Annotated in this window: 23 protein-coding genes and 1 tRNA gene; 10 read left to right on the top strand and 14 right to left on the bottom strand. The window is 71.6% G+C overall.

All coding sequences use genetic code 11. The annotated features are described in order from the left end of the window. The first annotated feature begins 144 nt into the window (after positions 1–144). Complete coding sequence (locus tag AAG589_RS07915; protein WP_430566699.1) at positions 145–585, top strand: SufE family protein; 441 nt, start codon at positions 145–147, stop codon at positions 583–585. A 518-nt stretch (positions 586–1103) separates the two neighbouring features. On the opposite strand, the gene AAG589_RS07910 is transcribed toward AAG589_RS07915, so the two are convergent. Further along, the gene (locus AAG589_RS07910; protein WP_430566698.1) at positions 1104–1496 is read right to left on the bottom strand and encodes a TFIIB-type zinc ribbon-containing protein; all 393 of its coding nucleotides are present in this window, start codon (positions 1494–1496) and stop codon (positions 1104–1106) included. A gap of 80 nt (positions 1497–1576) precedes the next feature. Here AAG589_RS07910 and AAG589_RS07905 point away from each other — a divergent pair, with 80 nt between their 5' ends. Further along, complete coding sequence (locus AAG589_RS07905) at positions 1577–1963, top strand: universal stress protein (RefSeq protein WP_430566697.1); 387 nt, start codon at positions 1577–1579, stop codon at positions 1961–1963. 83 nt (positions 1964–2046) lie between these two features. Further along, positions 2047–3453: an alanine/glycine:cation symporter family protein gene (locus tag AAG589_RS07900; RefSeq protein ID WP_430566696.1), complete on the top strand. Its 1407-nt coding sequence runs from the start codon at positions 2047–2049 to the stop codon at positions 3451–3453. Here the strand turns inward: AAG589_RS07900 and AAG589_RS07895 are convergent. The 5 genes from AAG589_RS07895 to AAG589_RS07875 form a co-directional block, all read right to left on the bottom strand. Further along, positions 3407–4783, bottom strand: a complete 1377-nt coding sequence (locus AAG589_RS07895; protein WP_430566695.1) for a DUF2235 domain-containing protein — start codon at positions 4781–4783, stop codon at positions 3407–3409. The genes AAG589_RS07900 and AAG589_RS07895 overlap by 47 nt on opposite strands. Positions 4784–4869: 86 nt before the next feature. After that, a complete protein-coding gene (locus AAG589_RS07890) occupies positions 4870–5739 on the bottom strand; it encodes an NAD(P)-dependent oxidoreductase (RefSeq protein ID WP_430566694.1) in 870 nt (289 codons plus the stop codon). A 166-nt stretch (positions 5740–5905) separates the two neighbouring features. Then, positions 5906–6826 (bottom strand): DUF4190 domain-containing protein, encoded by a 921-nt coding sequence (locus AAG589_RS07885; RefSeq protein WP_430566693.1) that lies wholly within the window; start codon positions 6824–6826, stop codon positions 5906–5908. A 169-nt stretch (positions 6827–6995) separates the two neighbouring features. Next, positions 6996–7481: a hypothetical protein gene (locus AAG589_RS07880; protein ID WP_430566692.1), complete on the bottom strand. Its 486-nt coding sequence runs from the start codon at positions 7479–7481 to the stop codon at positions 6996–6998. Positions 7482–7494: 13 nt separating this feature from the next. Then, positions 7495–8322, bottom strand: coding sequence for an Ltp family lipoprotein (locus tag AAG589_RS07875; protein WP_430566691.1), 828 nt, complete (start codon positions 8320–8322; stop codon positions 7495–7497). 169 nt (positions 8323–8491) lie between these two features. Between AAG589_RS07875 and AAG589_RS07870 the strand changes: the two genes are divergently transcribed. Continuing rightward, the gene (locus AAG589_RS07870) at positions 8492–9772 is read left to right on the top strand and encodes a sensor histidine kinase (RefSeq protein WP_430566690.1); all 1281 of its coding nucleotides are present in this window, start codon (positions 8492–8494) and stop codon (positions 9770–9772) included. A 51-nt stretch (positions 9773–9823) separates the two neighbouring features. After that, positions 9824–10495, top strand: a complete 672-nt coding sequence (locus AAG589_RS07865) for a response regulator transcription factor (RefSeq protein ID WP_430566689.1) — start codon at positions 9824–9826, stop codon at positions 10493–10495. 35 nt (positions 10496–10530) lie between these two features. Here the strand turns inward: AAG589_RS07865 and AAG589_RS07860 are convergent, their stop codons facing one another. Genes AAG589_RS07860 through AAG589_RS07850 form a run of 3 tightly spaced genes read right to left on the bottom strand, consistent with a single transcriptional unit; the run spans position 10531 to position 13083 of the window. After that, the gene (locus AAG589_RS07860) at positions 10531–11307 is read right to left on the bottom strand and encodes an amino acid ABC transporter ATP-binding protein (RefSeq protein WP_430566688.1); all 777 of its coding nucleotides are present in this window, start codon (positions 11305–11307) and stop codon (positions 10531–10533) included. Further along, positions 11304–12209 (bottom strand): amino acid ABC transporter permease, encoded by a 906-nt coding sequence (locus tag AAG589_RS07855; protein WP_430566687.1) that lies wholly within the window; start codon positions 12207–12209, stop codon positions 11304–11306. The genes AAG589_RS07860 and AAG589_RS07855 overlap by 4 nt, the downstream gene beginning before the upstream one ends. A gap of 10 nt (positions 12210–12219) precedes the next feature. After that, positions 12220–13083: an ABC transporter substrate-binding protein gene (locus AAG589_RS07850; RefSeq protein WP_430566686.1), complete on the bottom strand. Its 864-nt coding sequence runs from the start codon at positions 13081–13083 to the stop codon at positions 12220–12222. Positions 13084–13290: 207 nt separating this feature from the next. Between AAG589_RS07850 and AAG589_RS07845 the strand changes: the two genes are divergently transcribed. From AAG589_RS07845 to AAG589_RS07835, 3 genes are read left to right on the top strand one after another with little or no spacing between them, the layout of a single operon-like run. Next, entirely contained in the window at positions 13291–13677 is a 387-nt protein-coding gene (locus tag AAG589_RS07845; protein WP_430566685.1) for a YciI family protein, read from the top strand. After that, positions 13674–14024, top strand: coding sequence for a YciI family protein (locus tag AAG589_RS07840; RefSeq protein WP_430566684.1), 351 nt, complete (start codon positions 13674–13676; stop codon positions 14022–14024). The genes AAG589_RS07845 and AAG589_RS07840 overlap by 4 nt, the downstream gene beginning before the upstream one ends. A 21-nt stretch (positions 14025–14045) precedes the next feature. Next, a complete protein-coding gene (locus AAG589_RS07835) occupies positions 14046–15266 on the top strand; it encodes an RNA polymerase sigma factor (protein WP_430566683.1) in 1221 nt (406 codons plus the stop codon). Between the two features lie 16 nt (positions 15267–15282). On the opposite strand, the gene AAG589_RS07830 is transcribed toward AAG589_RS07835, so the two are convergent. The 4 genes from AAG589_RS07830 to AAG589_RS07815 all read right to left on the bottom strand — a co-directional run bounded on the left by AAG589_RS07830 (position 15283) and on the right by AAG589_RS07815 (position 17232). Beyond that, a complete protein-coding gene (locus AAG589_RS07830) occupies positions 15283–15777 on the bottom strand; it encodes a dsRBD fold-containing protein (RefSeq protein WP_430566682.1) in 495 nt (164 codons plus the stop codon). A 113-nt stretch (positions 15778–15890) separates the two neighbouring features. Further along, positions 15891–16160, bottom strand: a complete 270-nt coding sequence (locus tag AAG589_RS07825) for a DUF7218 family protein (protein WP_430566681.1) — start codon at positions 16158–16160, stop codon at positions 15891–15893. A gap of 333 nt (positions 16161–16493) precedes the next feature. Continuing rightward, positions 16494–16697, bottom strand: a complete 204-nt coding sequence (locus AAG589_RS07820; protein ID WP_430566680.1) for a hypothetical protein — start codon at positions 16695–16697, stop codon at positions 16494–16496. A 157-nt stretch (positions 16698–16854) separates the two neighbouring features. Continuing rightward, positions 16855–17232: a hypothetical protein gene (locus AAG589_RS07815; RefSeq protein ID WP_430566679.1), complete on the bottom strand. Its 378-nt coding sequence runs from the start codon at positions 17230–17232 to the stop codon at positions 16855–16857. 426 nt (positions 17233–17658) lie between these two features. Here AAG589_RS07815 and AAG589_RS07810 point away from each other — a divergent pair, with 426 nt between their 5' ends. Together AAG589_RS07810 and AAG589_RS07805 are read left to right on the top strand one after the other, a co-directional pair. Continuing rightward, on the top strand, positions 17659–18207 hold the full coding sequence (locus AAG589_RS07810; RefSeq protein ID WP_430566678.1) for a hypothetical protein: 549 nt from the start codon (positions 17659–17661) through the stop codon (positions 18205–18207). A 615-nt stretch (positions 18208–18822) separates the two neighbouring features. After that, on the top strand, positions 18823–19086 hold the full coding sequence (locus AAG589_RS07805; RefSeq protein WP_430566677.1) for a helix-turn-helix domain-containing protein: 264 nt from the start codon (positions 18823–18825) through the stop codon (positions 19084–19086). 182 nt (positions 19087–19268) lie between these two features. Here AAG589_RS07805 and AAG589_RS07800 read toward each other — a convergent pair. Beyond that, positions 19269–19345: transfer RNA gene (locus AAG589_RS07800), tRNA-Met, on the bottom strand. Positions 19346–19495 lie beyond the last annotated feature (150 nt).

Here is a 19495-nt window from a genome sequence, read left to right as displayed (position 1 = left end):
GTAGTTCCGAAGCTGCCGAGGTAGTTCAGCTCCTGCCGAGGTAGTGGTCCGGTCCACGGCCTCGGCGGGATCTGAACTACCTCGCGCCGTCTCGAACTACCTCGCGCGAGCTCGACCTTTCCCACCCTGAGCGACACTGGAGCCATGACCGACGCCGTCACCCTGCCCGAGCCGCTCGCCGAGATCCGCGAGGAGTTCCTCGCGCTGCCCGAGCGCGACCGGCTGCAGCTCCTGCTCGAGTTCTCCCGCGAGCTCCCGGGCCTGCCGCCCCGGTACGAGAGCGCCCCCGGGTTGCTCGAGGCCGTCGAGGAGTGCCAGTCCCCCGTGCGCGCGTTCGCGGAGGTGGACGGCGACGTCGTGCACTTCTACGCCACCGCGCCGCAGGAGGCGCCCACCACCCGCGGGTTCGCGTCGATCCTCGCCCAGGGCCTGTCCGGGCTCTCGGCGCAGCAGGTGCTCGACGTCCCGGACGACTTCCCGCTGATGATCGGGCTCACCCGCGCCGTCAGCCCGCTGCGCCTCAACGGCATGGCGGGCATGCTCACGCGCGCCAAGCGGCAGGTGCGCGAACAGCTCGCGAAGTAGGACCGGGCCGACAAGGATCGACGGCGCCGGCGCGACACGTCTCGACGAAGGGCGACGGATGGCACCCGCCACGACCCGGTCCGACAGCACGGCCGGGAGAACCGGCCCACCGACGGACTCGTGAGGGTGGCGACCGCGATGAGGTGCCCGACCTGTGACTCGGCACTGGTCCGCTCGGACGGTGCGCCGCCCCACGACATCGACATCGCCGCCACCACGGCGGCCCTGCACGAGCGCGTCGCCGTCGGTCGGATGCGCGAGGTAGCCGGCGACGTGCCGCTGACCGACATGGTCGACCTGTTCGCCACCGACTCGAAGTACACGATCGTCAGCTACCTGGACTGCGTGGACTGCGACCGCCTGCTCTTCTGGGGGCTGTGCATCCGCGGTGCGCCCGTCTTCAGGCACGTCGACCGTGCGCTACTCGCGTCGCACCGGTGGGACGAGGTACCGGACCGCTCCACCTGGGTCGGTGCGGCGTCGTCGACCTCGACTTTTGGCCGAGCACAGGGACTCGGTCAGAAATCGAAGAGGTCGCCCAAGAACGACTCCTTCTTCTTCTTGCGGCGGTACTGGTCGCGGCGCGGGTCGTACCCGCGGCCGTCGTAGCGCTGGTCGCGACCCCGGTCGTACCCGTCGTAGCCCCGCTCGTCGTACCGGCGCTCGTCGCCACGCAGCTCAGGCGGGTAGCCAGCCGGAGCCGGGGCCCCGTGCGCCGCCTGCGGAGGCCCGACAGGCGCGGCTCCGGCGACCCTCGCCTCGGCGGCGATCTCGGCCTCCATGGATCGGTCGATGATCTTGTCGAGCTCGCCCCGGTCGAGCCACACTCCGCGGCACTGCGGGCAGTAGTCGATCTCGACGCCCTTGCGCTCGGTCATCACGAGGACGGACTGGTCGTGCGGACACTGCATGGTGCGCTGCTCCTTCGTCGGCTGGTGGTGACAACGGCCCGGACCGGCGCGAGGTTCCCCCGGTGTGCGAGAGTGTGCGCATGACGGTGCTCGTGGCCTACAACCCGTCGCCCCACGGTGAGGCGGCCGTCCGGACGGCGATCGCGGAGGCGGCCCGGCGGGGGCTCCCCCTGCACGTGGTCCACCTCGCCCGGTCGGACGACCCCGCCGACGGCGACCCGCTCGACGGCCTGCTCTCCGAGGCCGCGGGGAGCGTCGAGGTCCAGCCCGTCACCCGCCGCACCTCCGGCACCGAGCCCGCGGACGCGATCCTCGACGCCGCCGAGGCGGCCGGCGCGACGCTCGTCGTCCTCGGGTCGCGCAAGCGGTCCAGCGCGGGCACCTTCCTCATCGGGACGACGACGCAGCGGGTGCTGCTCGACTCCCCCGTGCCGGTGCTCGTCGTCAAGGACGCTTACGACTCCTGATCGCGCCGGCAGCCGGCACGACCTCTCGACACGCGCCGAGATCCCTCGACGGGTGACCCGGTCACCGGGTTACGGTGCGCGGCGTGGATTCCTTCGCTGACTTCATCGCCGCAGCCAGCTCCTTCGTCTGGGGCCCGTTCCTGCTGATCCCGTTGCTGCTGGGCACGGGGCTGTACCTCACGATCCGGCTCAAGGGCCTGCAGTTCCGCAAGCTCGGGCCCGCCCTGCGGCTCGGCCTGCTGCAACGCAAGGAAGCGTCCTCGGGCGGCGAGGGCGACATCTCGCACTACCAGGCGCTGACGACCGCCCTGGCCGCCACGGTCGGCGTCGGCAACATCGCCGGCGTCGCCACCGCCATCGGGATCGGCGGCCCCGGCGCCCTGTTCTGGATGTGGGTCACGGGCCTGCTGGGCATGGCGTCCAAGTACTCGGAGGCGTTCCTCGGGTCCAAGTTCCGCGTCGTCGACGAGAAGGGCGAGCAGCGCGGCGGGCCGCAGGAGTACCTCAAGCGGGGCATCCGCGGCCCGCTCGGCAAGGTCCTCGCCGTCGCGTTCGCGATCTTCGCCGCGCTGGCCGCGTTCGGCATCGGCAACATGACCCAGACCAACACGATCGCCCAGTCTCTCGACGACACGTTCGGCGTCCCGCCGCTGGCCACCGGCATCGTCATCGTGCTGTTCGTGGGCGTGGTGCTCCTCGGCGGCATCAAGCGGATCGGCGCGGTCACGGCGTCCTTCGTGCCGATGATGATCGTCTTCTACATCGTGGCCGGGCTCCTGGTGCTCGGCGCGAACGTCACCGCGATCCCCGAGGCCCTCGCCCTGGTCTTCACGGACGCCTTCACCGGCACGGCCGCCACGGGCGGCTTCGTCGGCTCCACCGTGGCGCTGGCCCTGCAGTACGGCGTCGCCCGGGGCCTGTTCTCCAACGAGTCCGGGCTGGGCTCGGCCGCCATCGTCGCCGCGGCGGCGAAGACGCACCACCCGGTGCGCCAGGGTCTGGTGTCGATGACGCAGACGTTCATCGACACGATCGTCGTGGTGTCGTTCACCGGTCTCGTCATCATCACCTCGGGGGCGTGGACGTCCGGCGAGGAGGGCGCCGCGATGACGTCGACGGCGATGGCGTCCGGCCCGCTCGCCCAGTTCGGCAGCGCCGTCGTCGCGATCGCCGTCGTCTTCTTCGCCCTCTCGACGGTGATCGGGTGGGCGTACTACGGCGAGCGGTGCGCCACGTCCCTGTTCGGGATCAAGGTCTCGCTGCCGTACCGCGCGATCTTCACGCTCGTGTGCCTCGTCGGCGCCGTCTGGGAGCTCGACCTGGTGTGGGGCGTGGCCGACGTCCTCAACGGGCTGATGGCCCTGCCGAACCTCGTCGGCCTGCTCCTGCTGTCCGGGCTCATCGTGCGGGAGACGAAGGCCTACCTGGCGAAGGACCCCGACCTCACCGACCCGCCGGCAGCGCTCGAGGACTTCGCACCGGCTCGATGACCTCAGCCCCCGGGACGACGAACGGGCGCAGGTCGCCCCGGGCGGCGTCCACCTGCTCCACCGGCACGCGCTCCACGCCCCCGGCCTCGGAGATCCACCAGCCGAGGTTGGGGGCGAGCGCCGCGTAGCCGTCCCGCAGCACGTGCCGCAGCACGGTGTCGGCGAGGCGCACACCGTCGCGCCACGCGCCGACCACCTGCGCGGACACGCCGTCGTGCGGCGGGATGCCGGTGGTGAGCTCCGCCGGGGACGACGGCGCGGACGACGGCGTGGCGGGCAGCGCGAGGACCCGCAGGCCCCGGCGGAAGACGACGCGGCCGTCGACCACCCCGTACCGCGGACGGACGCGGGTGATCGCGTTGAGGATGCGGAACGGCCACGGTGGCGCCTGGTCCAGGACCAGGGTGGCGCGCGGGGTGAGCTGGCGCGCGAGCCGGTGCTCGTCGAACTGGACGCCGACCGCCCGCATCTCGGCGGCCATCCACTGCAGCGCGACGTCGGACAGGCCGCAGCGCGCTCCCCCGCCGCCGACGTCCCCGTGCGTGCCCGGGAACCACACCTGCTGCACGCGGTCGGGCGGGTCGCCGTCGGGCACGGTCCACAGGCACGGCGCGAACGTCAGCCGTCGCTCGTCGATCGCGAGCGCCTGCCGGGCCGTGAGCACGGCGGGCGACAGGGACACGTCGTGGAAGCGGTTCTTGCGCCGCGACGGCCCCGGCACGCCCAGCGCACCGACGGTGTCGAAGACCCCGAGGAACCGGACGGGCACCTCGATCCCGTGCGCCGCCCGGAACCGCTCCTTCTCCTCGCGGACCTCGTCGCCCTGCCGCAGCACGGCCTCGGCCCGGCGACGTCGCCAGGATCCCGGCCGGGTGCGGGCCACGGTGCGCTCGGCCCGCGCGACGCGGCGCGGCGTCGGCGGCTTGAGGCGGTAGACGCGCTCCGCCTCGCACAGCAGCCCATAGTCCTGGGCCTCCGTCGTCAGCAGGCCCACCTGCGAGAGCATCCCCACGACGCTGCGCGCCGTGTACGCCCCGCGGGAGTAACCCAGCACGACGATCTCGTCGCCGGGCTCGTAGTTCATCGCCAGGAACCGGTAGCCGTCGACCACGTTGCGGGTGAACCCGTACCCGAACGCGCCGCCCAGCAGCTGGTCCACCAGGTATCCGCGGGCGCCCACACCCGCCACGTACCCGACGATCTGCTCGACGTCCGGCTCCCGGTCACCGCCGGAGCGCAGCACGGAGCGCGCAAGCTTCTCGATGTTGGAGACCTGCGGGTTCACCGCGTGGCTCCACGTCCCGTCGCAGCACAGCACCAGTCGCTTCATCGTCGTCCCCTCCAGTTATCCTGGAGGGCGACGGCGCCCGGCTGATACGGCGCCTGAGTGGTCGAGGCTGTCGAGACCCGCGGGGCTCAGACGACGACGCGGATGACGGCGCTGTGGTCCAGCTCTGCGTCACCGCGGTCGACCATCTGCTGGTAGCGGTCGCGCGCGACCTCCGTCAGCGCCGTGTCGACGCCGAGCTGTCGCCCGGCGGCGATGCCGAACTCGAGGTCCTTGAGCTGGGTGCGGCACGCGCCGCCGTGCGCGTAGTCGCCGCTGAGGTAGCGCCGCGACTTGTCCGTGAGCAGCTGCGAGCCGGCCAGCCCGGCGCCCAGCACCTCCAGGACGGTGGCGAGGTCCAGCCCGCCGGCCCGCGCGATCGCGACCGCCTCCGCGAGCGCGTTGAGCGTGCCGCCCACGACGATCTGGTTGCACGTCTTGGTGAGCGACCCCGCCCCTGCCGGCCCGAGGTGGCGCACCGTCGTGCCCATCGCCTCCAGCACCGGCCGGACGGCGACGACGTCGGAGTCTGCGCCGCCCGCCATGATGCTCAGGGTGCCCGCCGTCGCGCCCTCGACGCCGCCGCTCACCGGGGCGTCGACCAGCCGGATCCCGTCGGCCGCGAGCTCGGTCGCCCACTCGGTGACGGCGACCGGGCTGACCGTGCTCATCACGACGAGCACCGGGTCGGTCACCCCGGCCTCGCGCCATCCCGCGCGCAGCCCGTCCGACCGGTCGACGACGTCGCGCACCTGCGGCAGGTCCGGGAGCATCGCGACGACGACCGGTCGTGCCGCGTCCGCCGGCGTCGCCGCGACCGTCGCGCACTCCTGCCCGTCCGCGACGGCCTCCGCCTTCGCGGACGTGCGGTTCCACAGCGCGACGTCGTACCCCGCCGCCAGCAGGTTCCGCGCCATCGGCGCTCCCATCGGCCCCGTGCCGACGAATCCGATCTTCAATGCCGCGACCTCCGCGCTGAGTCCTTGCGGTCCGGGTGCATCGGCCGCTGCCGGCCCAGGCTAGCCAGGAGGTATCGGTGCGTGACACTCGACAAGAGTGACGTAGGACAAACCCGGGCCGTGTCTACACGACCCGGGCCGACCGGATCGATGATCCTCGTCGAGGTCAGCCCTCGGTGCGGAAGAAGACGGGGTCGTTGAAGATGCCTGCCGTCAGCGTCCACTCACCATCGGCTCCCTGCGGGACGGCGACGCAGACGTTGCCGTCAACATGTCCACCCTCGTAGAGCTCGCCCTCGTCGGCGAGGTCGTTCGGGATCACGCCGCAACGATCGCTGTAGGTCTTCGCATCGTCACCGACGAACCGGACAGTGATGTCCATCATCGGAAGGCCTGTCTCGCTGCCGGTATACGTGGCGCTCACCGGGACCATCCAGTACTCCATGCCCTTGCCGGGCTTCTCGTTGTACGGGTTCTCCGCAAGGACCTTGTCGGTCGCCTCGTGCGGCTTGCCCAGCTTCACCGTCCAGTCGTCGTTGCTGACCTTCTGGCTGAACGCGTAGGGGTTGGCACGGGTGCCGGCCTCGGCGTCGTCGACAGAGTCGGCCGAGCCGTCTGAATCTGACGCGCTGTCAGCCCCGGCAAGCGGGTCCGACGCCGAGGCCTCAAGGTCGTCCGAGAGAGAGTCCAGAGCGTTGCCGTAGATCGTCTGAGAGACCAGGACTCCTGCGCCCGACAGCACGGAGAGGATCACTCCCGCGATCGCGATGCCTTTGTGCGCGGCACCCTTGCGTGTCTTGACGAGCCCGATGATTCCGAACACCAGCCCGACGAGCGCGAGGAAGAAAGCGAAGTTGTTGATGATCGGGATGAAGCAGAGCAGGAGGGCCACGACGGCGATGACGAAGCCCGTGATCGCCATGGCGTTCCCGCGGCGCGGAATGGGCTGGGGCATCATGCCCGGCTGCGCATACATCGGCTGCTGGGGATACCCGGGACCCCCCGGGTACGGCTGCTGTGCCGGGGACTGGGAATCCACGTCGGCGGCGGGACCCGGGTGTCCCGAGCTGTTGGGCTGGTCGGTCACGGTGGTTCTCCTGTCGAATGTCGCTACCGGCGCGCACGCGGCACGGCGCCCCCGACCCTGCCCCGTCGCTCACACCGCGCACATCGCCCGATCGGGCAGGGCCGCCCTGCCCGATCGGGTAGAGCATTCGAGGTCGGCGTGGCCGATCGGGCAGTGGTTGGTGTCCGCGTCAGTCCTCGACGATGACAATCTCGAGGCCGTCGTCGGGGTGGTAGCTCCACGTGGCGGTGAATTCGTCCCAAGTGTCGGACTGCATGCCATCGAGCGCACGCGTCGACTCGATCAACGTGACCACCCGCGTAGGCACGTCGAGCTGGTAGAGAATCCCAGCGAGAGTCTCGATGTCGGCCCCCTCGTAGTCGTCGTCGCCCTGGGTGTCGATCACGAGGGTGTGGTCGTCGTCGGCGAGGGTGACGCCCGTCGTGGTGTCGTCGACCCAGGCGTCGTAGGCGGCGGCGAGCGCTGTCGTGTCGGTCACCGCCACCTCGGTGGCCGAGGACTCGGACGTTGACGAAGCCACGGCCTCGTCGTCGCCACCGATCGCGAGCCCGGCCACGACGGCGAGCAAGACGACGGCGCCGCCTCCTGCACCCACGGCGACCTTCCGACTGGTGGTCCAGCGGGTCGATCGTGCCGGATGTCCGAGCGTGCTCATCTCTCCCCCACGCTCAGAGACCCACGGCGTCCGCGCCGTGCGCGGCCTGGTCCGCCGTGTATCCGTCGAAGGTCAGCTGGTCGATGAGGCCCGAACGCGAGAACGACATCGTGTCGAGGTAGTTCTGCGCGCTCTTCGCGGCCTGCTCGTTCCAGTCCGCGTCCACGGCGTCGACACCATGCGAGGCCTGCTTGGCGGTGAATCCGTCGTGCTCCAGCTGCTTCTCAAGGCCCGACTTCGAGAACGCCATCGTGTCCAGGTAGGTCTCCGCGCTCTTCGCGGCCTGCTCGTTCCAGTCCGCGTCCACCGCATCGACCGCATACGCCGCGTCCTTGCCCGAGTAGCCGTCGAACTTGAGCTGCTTCTCGAGCCCCGACTTCGAGAACGCCAAGGTGTTGAGGTAGGTCTCGGCGCTCTCGTGGGCGTTCGCCTGCGACGTCGTCTCGGTGGGCTCGTTCGCTTCCTCGGCGGGCTCCTCCGAAGTCGACGTGTCCTTCGCCGCGGCTTCTTCGGATTCGGCCCCCTTCGTGGAGTCGGTGTTCTGCTCGGAGCCGGCAGCCGCGCTGTCCGTGACATCCACGGCGGTCCCCACCTCGGCGACGGCGGCGGGCTGTTCCGCGACCGCCGGCTCCTCCCCACCACTGTTCGCCACGGCAATTCCTCCCGCCAGGACGCCGGCGACGCCGACTCCGGTGAGGAACTTGTGTCGCGCGGGCCAGCTCCGGTTCGCCTTGGCGACTGCCTTCGCCTCACGGACCTGCCGCTTGAGCTCGGTCTTCGAGGCAGGCTCCTCGGACGTGGGGCCGGTCGGCTGCGGGGCGGAAGGAATCTGGTCGGTCATCGCTGCTCCTGCGCTGGATCCGTCACGGCGCCGTTTGCGCCGCTCTTTCGGTCTGCGTCCAGATTGCGCCCACGTGTGGTCTGGCCACATCACCCGACAAGGCACGATCGGGTACCCGATCGGGCACCTTCGGCAGCGCACCGAAGCGCGTTCGCCGTAACCTCGACGCATGTTCGCTCGAGCGACTGCTGCTCCGGGCCCCGAGGACGCCGCCCCGGGGCTGGCCGCCGTGCCGGCGTGGGCGTCGGTCGCGGGCACCGTGGTCGCCGTCGTCGTGTCCGCGACCAGCTCGCTGGTGGCGGTCACGTTCGCCTCGAACGCGGCACCGACGAGCGGTCTGCACCCGACGCTCTACCTGGCGAGCGCGCTCGTGGGGCTCGCCCTGGCCGGGCTTCTGGTGCTGCGCCGTCGCCACGCGCTGGCTGTGTGCCTCAGCGCCTCGGCCTGCTCGGTGCTGCTCCCCCTGGACGCGTCGGCGGCGCTGCTCGCCCTGCCCTGGGTGCTGGCAACGGGCGCGGTGCGGACGTGCCTGACGGCGGCCGGCGCGACGACGGCGGCCACCGCGGCCTCGCTTCTGCGCGACGCGCTGCGCGACCACGAGGCCCAGGTCCTGGTGACGATCGACGAGCAGACCCGCGTGCTGTCCACCGACCCGACGGCGGCGGCCTACGTCGTCGTCGGCCTCGGGCTGCTGGGCGTCTCCGTCGCCGCCGGGCTGGTCCGACGCGCGCAGCGGGCGGCCGAGCACGCGCGCGACGAGCAGCAGGCCCAGGCTGCCGCCACCGCCGTCCTGCGCGACCAGGTGCGACGCCAGGACGAACGACGACTCATCGCGCGCGAGGTGCACGACACGGTCGCCCACCACGTCGCAGAGATCTCCCTGCAGGCCTCGGCTCTCGAGGTCACGAGCGCGGCCGACCCCCAGGCCGCGCAGGCGGCGCGCGAGATGCGCGTCGCGGCCCAGCGCGCCATCGGCGAGCTGCGCTCGCTGGTCACCACGCTGCGCTCGGGCGACACGGTGACCGGGTTCCCGGGCGCCACGCTGGACGACCTCCGCCCCCTCGTCGACCGGATGACGGCCGACGACCCGCACACGACCGCCACGGTGTCCGTCACGGGGGGCCGGGGCGCGGCGCCCACCCTGGTGCGCGCCACGTTCCGCGTGGTGCAGGAGGCCGTGACCAACGCCCGCAAGCACGCGCACGGGCAACCGGTGGACGTCCGGGTCGACGCCGGTCCTGAGCACGGGGTGGACATCGTGGTGCGCAACCCGCTGTCCGGACGTCTTTCGAGGGACGACGCCGTCGAGCCGGCGGTGCCCGGCACCGGGTCCGGTCTGCTCGGGATGCACGAGCGGGCGGACGCCGTCGGCGGCGTCCTGTCGGCCGGCCCGGAGGACGGCGAGTTCGTGGTCCGGGCCCACCTGCCGTGGGTCGTCCGCGAGACGTGACCTGGGCGTTCACCCAGCGAATGCTGGAGCCTCGGGCTATCGTTCGCGTCCATGGAGGTCCGCGTCCTCGTCGTCGACGACGACCCGATGGTGCGGCGACTCCTGACCACGGTGCTGACCGCGCAGGGCATCGCCGTCGTCGGCGAGGCGACCGACGGCGACGAGGTCGTGCCGGCCGTCGCGAAGCACCGCCCCGACGTGGTGCTCATGGACCTGCACATGCGCCGTACCGGCGGGCTGGACGCCATCCGCGAGCTCCGCCGCCAGCCGCAGCCGCCCGCCGTCATCGCCCTCACGTCGTTCGGGACGGACGAGACGGTGGTCGAGGCTCTCGCGGCCGGCGCCCAGGGCTTCCTCGGCAAGGACGACGACCCCCAGCACATCGCCACCCACGTGCGCGACGTCGCGACCGGGGCCGGGGCGCTCGACCACTCCTCGGCCGGCGCGGTCATCCGTCACCTGAGCGGCGGCCGCCGCCTCGATACCCGCCGCACCGAGGCCCAGCGCGCCCTCGGCACCCTCACCACCCGCGAGCGGGAGATCGCGTCCTTCCTGCCGCACGGCCTGTCGAACCGGGAGATCGGCCGCCAGCTGTTCCTGTCCGAGTCGACGGTGAAGGCCCATCTGGGGCGGGCGATGGCGAAGCTCGGCCTCACTGCCCGCGAGCAGCTCGCGGTCCTCGTCGACCGGGCCGGCGCGACGGCCCCGCACGCCGGCTCCTGACGCGGGTCGGGGCAGGCCGCTCAGGGCGCCGGGCGTCAGCGCAGGCGCCGCAGGAACTCCCGCGTGCGCTGCTCCTGCGGGTCCCCGAGCACCTGCTCCGGCGTGCCGCGCTCGTGCACGCGCCCGGCGTGCAGGAACACGACCTCGTCGGCGACCTCGCGGGCGAAGCCCATCTCGTGCGTGGCGACGAGCATCGTCGTCGGCCGCCCGGCGACGCCTTCGCTGCGCAGGGACAGCAGCAGGTCGAGCACCTCCCCCACGAGCTCGGGGTCGAGGGCTGAGGTCACCTCGTCGAGCAGGAGCAGCTCCGGCCCGTTCACGAGCGCGCGGGCGATCGCCGCGCGCTGCTGCTGCCCGCCCGAGAGCTGGTCGGGGTACGCGCGCGCCTTGTCGGCCAGGCCGACGCGTTCCAGCATCGCCATCGCCGCGGCCTCCGCCTCGGCGCGCGGCACCCGGTGCACGACGCGCGGCGCCAGGGTCACGTTGTCGAGCACCCGCAGGTGCGGGAACAGGTTGTACTGCTGGAAGACCATCGCGAGGCGGGCGCGCACGGCGTCGGCGTCCACCCACGGGTCCGCGACGTCCTCGCCGTCCAGCAGCACCTGGCCGTCGTCGACCTCCTCGAGCAGGTCGACGACGCGCAGCAGCGTGGACTTGCCGGAGCCGGACGACCCGACCACGACGACGCACGACCCCTCGGCCACGTCCAGGTCGACACCGTCGAGCACCACCTTGCGGTCGGCGCCGGTGCCGAAGGACTTACGCACGGCGCGCAGGGACAGCAGCGGCGACCCGGGCTCGACGGCGGTCATCGGACCGCCCCCGCGCCGGCGACGCCGCGCAGCTCGCCGCGCCAGCCCTGGCGTGCGGACCAGGCGTCGACCAGCCGCGTGAGCGGGATCGAGATCACCAGGAACAGCAGGCCCGCCACCACGTACGGCGTGAAGTTGTAGTCGCCCGTGGTGGCGATCTGGGCGGCGCGGATCGCGTCGACGGCGCCGAGGATGGAGATCAGGCCGGAGTCCTTCTGCAGCGACACGAGCATGCTGGCCACGGGCGCCGTGACGTTGCGGACCGCCTGCGGCAGCACGACGCGGCGCACGGCCTGGCCCCGGCTCAGCCCGAGCGACCGGGCGGCCGCGACCTGCGAGGGGTGCACCGCCTCGATGCCGGCCCGGAAGATCTCCGCGAGGTACGCCGTATAGCAGACGACGATCGACAGGCCGCCGAGGAACGCGGCGCTCACCGGCAGCCACGGCAGCCGCAGCGCGGGCAGGCCGAACCCGACGAGCAGCAGCACGAGCAGCAGCGGCACGCCGCGGAACACGTCCACGTACCCGATCGCGAGGACCCGTAGGGGGAACAGCGCCGGCACCCGCGACGTCCGCACGACGGCCAGCAGCAGCCCCAGCACGAGGCCCACCACGCTCGCCACGACCCACACGCGCAGGTTGAGCCACAGCCCCGCCGCGACCTCGGGCAGCACCTCCCACGCGCGTTCGGGGGAGAAGAACGCCTCGCGCGCCCGCTCCCAGCCGGGCGCCGTCGTCACGACGTACACGACGGCGGCCACCACCAGGGCCGTCGCGACCGCCGCCACCAGCAGCGCCCGGCGGTGCTGCGCCCGCCGGTACGCCGCGCGGGCGCGCGCCCGGTCGGAGGGGATCCAGTCCGTCTCGGCGGTCGAGCCCGTCGAGACCCCGTCGGCACTCATCCGCGAACGCTCAGGACAGCTCGGGGACGTCGTCGGACTTGAGCCAGGTGGTGCGCAGGTCGGCGAGCGTGCCGTTCTCCTCGAGCGTGTCGACGGCGGCCGAGACGCACGCGGTGAGCGACGAGCCCTTGTCCAGCACCAGCCCGAGCTGCTCGGGCTCGCCGACGGGCGGCAGCGTGCCGACGACGTGCGTGTCCGGGAAGTACACGGTGGTCGCGGCCACGCCCTGGTCGACGTCCATCACCATGGCGTCGATCGTGCCCGAGCTCAGCGCCGTCATCCCGTCGCCCGCGGCGTTGAACGGGGTGACCTCGACGTCGTCGCCCCACGCGGCGTCGGCGACCGCGAGCGACGTCTGGGAGGCCGTGACGCCGATCTTCGCGCCCTTGAGGTCCGCCAGGCTCGCGGCGTCGGAGAACTCGCCCTCGTCGGCCACGATGACGCCCTGCCGGCTGGTCAGGTACGGGCTGGAGAAGTCGACGGCGTTCTTGCGCTCGTCGGTGATCGTCGTCTGGTAGGCGGCGACGTCGAAGGTCTTCACGGCCGGGCTGATGATCTGCTCGAAGGTGACGGACGTCCACTCGACGTTGTCCTTCGCGAAGCCGAGCTCGTCCGCGACGGCGTACACCAGCGCGGACTCGAAGCCCTCCCCGCTGCTCGGCTCGCCCACGTACCAGGGCTCGAACGGGTCGCTCGCGCCCACGGTCAGGGTGCCGTCGGTGAGGGTCTGCATCCCCTCGGGCGTGCAGTCGGTGGCGCTGCCGGACGCCGCGGGCGCCCCGTCGCCGCCGTCGTCGGACGACGAGCACCCGGCGAACGCGAGCGTGGCGGCCGACGCGAGGGCGACCGCGAGGACAGGACGGGAGGTGCGCACGGGTGGAGCCTTTCCGACGAGGTGGACGCGGCGGGGTCACGCCGCCGACGAGCCTATGCCGACCGCGGGTCGCGGCGGCATGGCGGCCGTCACAGGGAAACCTCGGCGCGGTTGTCGATCTTCCCTCGGCCGTCGATCCGTGCCGTGCTCGCGCGTCATCCAGGTGTACGAGCAGTGCATCCCACCACGAGGAAGGACGATAGGACCATGACCACGTACGTCGTACTGCTGCCCGGCGTCGAGGACGTCTGGGCACGGGCGAGCGCCGAGGAGCGCGCCGCCGTCTACGCGAAGCACGAGGAGTTCGCCCGGCTGCTCGCCGCGCGCGGGCACCGCATCACCGGGGGCGCCGAGCTCACGCACTCCCGCACCACCAAGCAGGTCTCCCGCGACGCCGCGGGCCGGGTCGTGGTCACCGACGGCCCGTTCGCCGAGACGGCGGAGCAGCTGTCCGGGTTCTACCTGGTCGAGTCGGACGACCTCGACGACCTGCTCCAGGTCAGCGCGACGCTCGTCGGCTCGACCGGGGGCGGCGACGCGGACGGCGTCGTCGAGGTGCGTGCCGCCGTCGACCACGGGGAGGGAGAGGCATGAAGGTCGTCGTCCTGCTCACGCAGCCGAACCACTACGAGATCTGGGGCGCGGCCGACGACGCGCACCGCGAGCGTTTCTACGCCCGCCTGGAGGCGTTCGACGCCGCGGTCGCGGCACGAGGCTCCGTCGTCGCGGGCGAAGGGCTCGCCGATCCCGGCACGGCGCGCACGCTCGGGCCGGGGACGCACGGCGACCGGACGGTCACCGACGGCCCGTACGCCGAGGCGGCGGAGCAGCTCGGCGGCTTCTACGTGATCGACGTGCCCGACCTCGACGACGCCGTCGAGCTGGCACGGCTGCTGCCGGACGAGCTCACGGTCGAGCTGCGGCCGGCCGTGGCCGGGTAGGGCCACCGTGGAAGGACGTCCGTGACGGCCCTCGAGGACCTCATGCGCGACGAGTGGGGCCGGCTCCTGGCCCTGCTCGTCGCGCGGTTCCGCCGCCTCGACCTGGCCGAGGACGGCCTGGCGGACGCGTTCGAGGCCGCGGCCCGCACCTGGCCGCGCGACGGCGTGCCGGCGAACGGCCCGGCCTGGCTCCTCACGGCGGCCCGACGCCGGGTGCTGGACAGGCTGCGGTCGGAGCAGGTGCTGGCGCGGTCGATGCCGCTGCTGGAGGTCGAGGCGGACCTCGCGGCCCGGGCCCGGCGGGTGATGGCAGACGCCGGCGAGCCCCTGACCGACGAGCGGCTCCGGCTGGTGCTCCTGTGCGCCCACCCGAGGCTGTCGCGCGAGGCGGCCGCGGCGCTCACGCTGCGTCTGGTGCTCGGCGTGCCGACCGCCGACGTCGCGCGGCTGTTCCTGCAGACCACGTCGACGATGGCGGCCCGGCTCACCCGGGCACGCAAGAAGCTCGCCGGCGAGCGGTTCGCGCTGCCGCGCGGCCCCGAGCTCGCGGAGCGCCTCGGCGTCGCGACCGACGTCGCCTACCTGGCGTTCACCGCGGGTTACGCACCCGCGACCGGCGACGACGTCGTGCGGGCCGACCTCGCCGGCGAGGCGGTACGGCTGGTCCGCGTGCTGCGGGACGTGTCCCCGGGCGGCGACGCCGCGGACCCGTCCGACCTCGACGCCCTCCTCGCGCTCGTGCTGCTCCAGCACTCGCGCCGCGACGCCCGCGTGCGCGACGGCGTCCTGGTGCTGCTGCCCGACCAGGACCGCTCCCGGTGGCACCACGACGAGATCGCGGAGGCCCTCGACCTGCTCACGCCGCTCGCCTCGGCTCCCCCGACGCCGTACCTGCTGCAGGCGCTCGTGGCTGCGGAGCACGCGATCGCGCCCACGCCGGGGGCCACCGCCTGGGACCGCATCCTCGCCCGCTACGACGAGCTGCTGGCGCTGACCGACACGCCGGTGGTGCGCCTCAACCGGGCCGTCGCCGTCGCGGAGGTCTCCGGCCCGCGCGCCGGCCTCGACGCCCTCGCGGGGGTGGCCCTGCGCGGCCACCGGCTGCCCGCGCTGCGGGCCGAGCTCCTGAGGCGGGCCGGCGACGCCGACGGGGCACGACGCTCCTACGACGCGGCGCTGGCGCTGTGCGACCACGGCGCCGAGCACGACCACCTGCGCCGGCGGCGGGACGAGCTCGCCTGAGCCTCGCGACCGGGGCTCACGGGTGCACGTGCGCCTGGTGCCCCGTCTGCGCGGAGATGTCCTGCTCCGCCTGCTCGAGCAGCGCGTCCGCCAGCCGGCGCAACGCCCGCGCCGCCGCGACCTCGTCCCCGATCACCGGGATCTGGAGGTCGTCCGGGTCCTTGCGCGAGTGCCCGACAGCCCGCAAGGAGCCGACGTCCGGCCCCGGCGTCAGCATCGCCTCCGCGGTCGTGCTGCCGGCCGACTCGACGAGCGAGACCCGCACGTCCCACGTGAGCGCCCGGGCGGGTGCCGCCTGCGGCGGTCGCGCGGGCTCGGCCGCCCCGCCGTCGTGCTGCACGAGCGTGTCAGCACCGGGGAAGACGAGCGTCTCCTCCCCCGTGTCGGACCAGCGCACCTGGTACGGCGGCGATCCGTCCACGTGCGGGCAGCCGATCACGACGCCGTCGCGCACCGCCCCGCCGACCACCCCGGACGCCACCACGATCCGGTCGCCCACCGTCGCTCTCATCGCCGCCTCCTCGCGTCGTGGGTGCCCGCCGTCCCGGCGGCGGTGACTCCTTCCATCATGCGCCGGTACGGCCCGCCAGGCACGGCCCGAGGACGCACGGGACGGACGCACCGTCAGTGGGAGCGCAGCGCGTCGATCAGCTCGCTCTTGCGCATCGACGAACGCCCCTCGATGCCGATCTCGGACGCCCGCTTGCGGAGGTCGGCGACCGTCCAGTCGTCGTAGGAGCCGGACTTCCCGCCCTTCTTCCCGACCTTGCCGCGCCCGCGCGCCGCAGCAGCGTTCGCGATACGCGCGGACTTCTCCTTGCTGTTGCCCTCGTCGCGCAGCTCCTCATAGAGCTCCTTGTCCTTCACGCTCGGTCCCGCATCCCGTCGCGGCATGGTCGAGGCCCTCCCGTCCGTCATGGATTCCCGCGCGTCGGCTCCACGCAGTCCCTCCACGCCATCACGGTCGCGTCGTGGTCGCATCCCGGATCACGTCCCTGCTGGGCACACGCTTCGGCCTCGGCCTGGACGCGAGCCCACTGCTCGGAGGCAGCGCGACGGTGTCCCTCGAGGTCCGCAGCCTCTTCTGTCGGCGGCTCATCTTGGCGCGATGACCGCGTTCTCCAGTTGTCCTGTCCTGAGTGCGGCAAGGCCTGCGTCATTCGCGTGGAGCAGGAGGTCGTCACCCACCCACAAGTCGTCCTGACCCGGCCTTCCGATGATCTTGAGTCACCTGAAGGTCGCGAGTTCTCCATCGAAGTGCTCGCGGAACTCATCCGTCATAGTCACGGTCACCGCATCAAGCTTGAACCCGGTGATCCCTGACTGACGGAGATGATGGTCGCGCCGGTCGGTGATCACCAAAGAGGGGAACGACTCCACGAGGTCGTCGCCGAGCCAGCCGGCGAGCTCGTGCTCGAGGCGCCGAATCACGGCGGATGAGCCGACCAGTCGACGACGCTGCTCGGCCCGACTCCGCCCACGACCTCGGGCTCGATGGTGTACTCGGTCATGCGATCTCCCGTCCGCCTGGGGCCGCGCCACGTCGCCGTCCGTCCTCATGGACCCATCCGCGCAGCCCCGAGGGACCTCAACGATGCCCGCCCCCACGAAGGCGCGCGACGTCGTCAGGTCTCATCCCTGGGGCAAGCGCGATCAGATCGTCCGCCCAGTCGGACACGACGACCTGGCTCCTCGACATGTCGATGTGGTTCGTCAGCCAGGCGAGAAACCTCCCCGCAAGGTCGTCGTCGCCGTCCACACCCAAGCCCTCATGGACCCCGAGAAAGTCGACGAGGATGATCTGGCGGCCGTCGTGGACCTCGAGCATCGCCAGGCTGTTCGCCCCGAGCGATTCAGCCGGTGGTGACTGCGGCGAGTCCGGCCACGTCGCCCGCGCTGCTTCCACGATCACGTCGGGGCTGAAGCGAGCCGGCCCTTTCAACACGGTGACAAGCAGGTCCGCCATCCGATTCCCCGTCCCATTCGCCGCACGGATCAGCCTCGCCCTTGGCTTCCTCACGCGCCCGTCGGGCGAGCCCCGCGAGGACGACGCCACTCGCCAACCCCGCGGATCCGACAGCCTTGGAGGGTAGGCGAACGTGGCGGCCGATGTGCGAGGCACCCACCAGGTGGACCAGCCGACGACGCCGGTGGCGTTACACGGCTTGTCGCGCCTTCGTAGGCCCTGTTGTTCGGTTCCTGAGACGCGATCGCCGCGTCGTGAGGCTTCTCGGCTACTCTCGCGGGCCAGAAAGCTGCTCAGAGTGTCGACGTGCGCCTCGGCACCTCCTGCGAGCGGCGTCAAACTCCTCGAGGACTACCCCCTGCGGAAGGAACGCCTGTGTTTCACCGAACTCGACGTGTTCTGCCGGTGGTAGCCGCTGCCCTCCTGATGGGTGCGCTCACCGCTTGTAGTCATGGCGATCCGCAGCGGTCGGTAACCCCCGCTGCGTCAGCGAACGAGAGTTCGTCGCCATCACCAGCGAAGAGCGTTGACCCGGCAGAGCAACTCAAGCAGGACAACATCGACGATGCCAAAGCGACACTGATCGACTACTACGAGACCGGTTCTGAAGTCGCCAACAATAGTTACGAGGACTGGGATCGGCTGCAGGAGTACTGGGGGAATCCTGACGTCGCGACACCCCTCGCCTCGCTCTACGAGAGCGAGAAGCAGGCAGGCAACTACACCAAGGGGGCAACAAAGGTCATCTCGATGAATGTTACCGACTACGTCGACGACCCGACCGACTCCGGCGCTGAAAAGGTGAGCATCCGAGCGTGTGTCGACACCACTGGCACTACGGCGTTCAACAAGGACGGCAGCCGGTCCGAGGGCGGCGTAGACCGGTATGTCAACGTGTACACGATGCAGCATCAGGGCGTCGATGGGCCCTGGCGAATCAGCAAGGATGAGCCCGACATGACGAGGACATGCTGAGATAGTTCAGCCCTGTTGCAACTGTCGCGATGCTCGGATTCTTGGGTCGGTGGTTCCCGCCGCAAGTCCAGACGACGAGTGATTGCGGACGTCATCGGGCCTGCCGTGATCGTGTGCATCGTCGTCGGGCTCATCGGGATCACGACTGGAATCTACGATGCGGTCAATGACGCCCTCGACCGAAGGAATCACCCCTGGTAGTTTCGCGCGCCGCAGTCCAGCGACCGCCCGTGATCGCGCCCGTTCTCGGTACGCATGAGGCATGCGTGCGGCGCTCTCGTTCGCTTGAGGCCAGTCGGTGGGACCGTCGTCGACGCGGACCGGATGTCGAGGATCGACTGCACGATGAGCCCCACGGATGGAGGAAGAACGACGCCGCCATCCCTCGCAGCTGATCCTTGAATTACGAACGGCTGCCCGCAATCGCCCGGCGGCTCCCGCAGCACCATCTTCGCCGCTCTCGAGCGGGGGACCTGGTGTGCCCTAGGCGCCCTGCCTGAGCAAGAGAAAACCCCTGGTCAGCGTTTCCGCTGGCCAGAGGGCCTTTCTGTTGGTCGGGGTGACAGTGTCCAGTCTCAGGACATCGGAAACATCCCATGAGCAAGATCAGGGCACGTGTCCAAGGCCAGCCTGGTCATCACCGCCGTCACCGTCCAGGGCCTTTCGCAGGCCGACGCCGCCCGCAACTACGACGTCAGCCCCGGCTGGGTCTCCAAGCTGATGACCCGCTACCGCACCGACGGCGATGCCGCCTTCGAGCCCCGCTCACGCCGCCCCCGCACCTCACCACACGCGCCACCGTCACCCTGCGCCACGACGGACGCCTGCACCACATCGGAATCGGCCAAACCTACGCCGGAACCTACGTCCTGCTCCTGATCGAAGAACGCGACATCCGGATCATCAACGCCGCCACCGGCGAGATCCTGCGCGAGCTCACCCTCGCGCCCCGCCAGGAGCTACCAACCCACCGGCAGACCACCCGGCCGCCCCCGGGCAAAACAAAAGGCCCGGACCTACTTTCGTAGGTCCGGGCCTTTCCGATGTCCTGAGACATCATATGGTAGCGGGGGCAGGATTTGAACCTGCGACCTCTGGGTTATGAGCCCAGCGAGCTACCGAACTGCTCCACCCCGCGTCGACTCCCTGAACATTACGGGCTCTCCTGGCATGAATCAAGTCGCATCGGACGGATGGGACGGACGTCACACTGCGGGGCGCTCCGACCAGGCCTGACGGCTCCGGAACGACGGCGGGGCCGCCGGTCCGACGGACCGACGACCCCGCG

This window comes from Isoptericola sp. F-RaC21, from assembly GCF_038593535.1.
In the GTDB taxonomy this organism is placed as follows: Bacteria; Actinomycetota; Actinomycetes; order Actinomycetales; family Cellulomonadaceae; genus Isoptericola.
The sequence above is the reverse complement of the archived record's forward strand: the minus strand, read 5'-3'. Positions and strand labels throughout refer to the sequence as shown.

Bases quoted from the DNA above. Each gene is read 5' to 3' on its own strand.
- AAG589_RS07915 (WP_430566699.1), top strand. From the start codon at position 145: ATGACCGACGCCGTCACCCTGCCCGAGCCGCTCGCCGAGATCCGCGAG.
- AAG589_RS07910 (WP_430566698.1), bottom strand. From the start codon at position 1,496: ATGCAGTGTCCGCACGACCAGTCCGTCCTCGTGATGACCGAGCGCAAG.
- AAG589_RS07905 (WP_430566697.1), top strand. From the start codon at position 1,577: ATGACGGTGCTCGTGGCCTACAACCCGTCGCCCCACGGTGAGGCGGCC.
- AAG589_RS07895 (WP_430566695.1), bottom strand. From the start codon at position 4,783: ATGAAGCGACTGGTGCTGTGCTGCGACGGGACGTGGAGCCACGCGGTG.
- AAG589_RS07880 (WP_430566692.1), bottom strand. From the start codon at position 7,481: ATGAGCACGCTCGGACATCCGGCACGATCGACCCGCTGGACCACCAGT.
- AAG589_RS07875 (WP_430566691.1), bottom strand. From the start codon at position 8,322: ATGACCGACCAGATTCCTTCCGCCCCGCAGCCGACCGGCCCCACGTCC.
- AAG589_RS07870 (WP_430566690.1), top strand. From the start codon at position 8,492: ATGTTCGCTCGAGCGACTGCTGCTCCGGGCCCCGAGGACGCCGCCCCG.
- AAG589_RS07865 (WP_430566689.1), top strand. From the start codon at position 9,824: ATGGAGGTCCGCGTCCTCGTCGTCGACGACGACCCGATGGTGCGGCGA.
- AAG589_RS07860 (WP_430566688.1), bottom strand. From the start codon at position 11,307: ATGACCGCCGTCGAGCCCGGGTCGCCGCTGCTGTCCCTGCGCGCCGTG.
- AAG589_RS07855 (WP_430566687.1), bottom strand. From the start codon at position 12,209: ATGAGTGCCGACGGGGTCTCGACGGGCTCGACCGCCGAGACGGACTGG.
- AAG589_RS07845 (WP_430566685.1), top strand. From the start codon at position 13,291: ATGACCACGTACGTCGTACTGCTGCCCGGCGTCGAGGACGTCTGGGCA.
- AAG589_RS07840 (WP_430566684.1), top strand. From the start codon at position 13,674: ATGAAGGTCGTCGTCCTGCTCACGCAGCCGAACCACTACGAGATCTGG.
- AAG589_RS07830 (WP_430566682.1), bottom strand. From the start codon at position 15,777: ATGAGAGCGACGGTGGGCGACCGGATCGTGGTGGCGTCCGGGGTGGTC.
- AAG589_RS07825 (WP_430566681.1), bottom strand. From the start codon at position 16,160: ATGCCGCGACGGGATGCGGGACCGAGCGTGAAGGACAAGGAGCTCTAT.
- AAG589_RS07815 (WP_430566679.1), bottom strand. From the start codon at position 17,232: ATGGCGGACCTGCTTGTCACCGTGTTGAAAGGGCCGGCTCGCTTCAGC.
- AAG589_RS07810 (WP_430566678.1), top strand. From the start codon at position 17,659: ATGGGTGCGCTCACCGCTTGTAGTCATGGCGATCCGCAGCGGTCGGTA.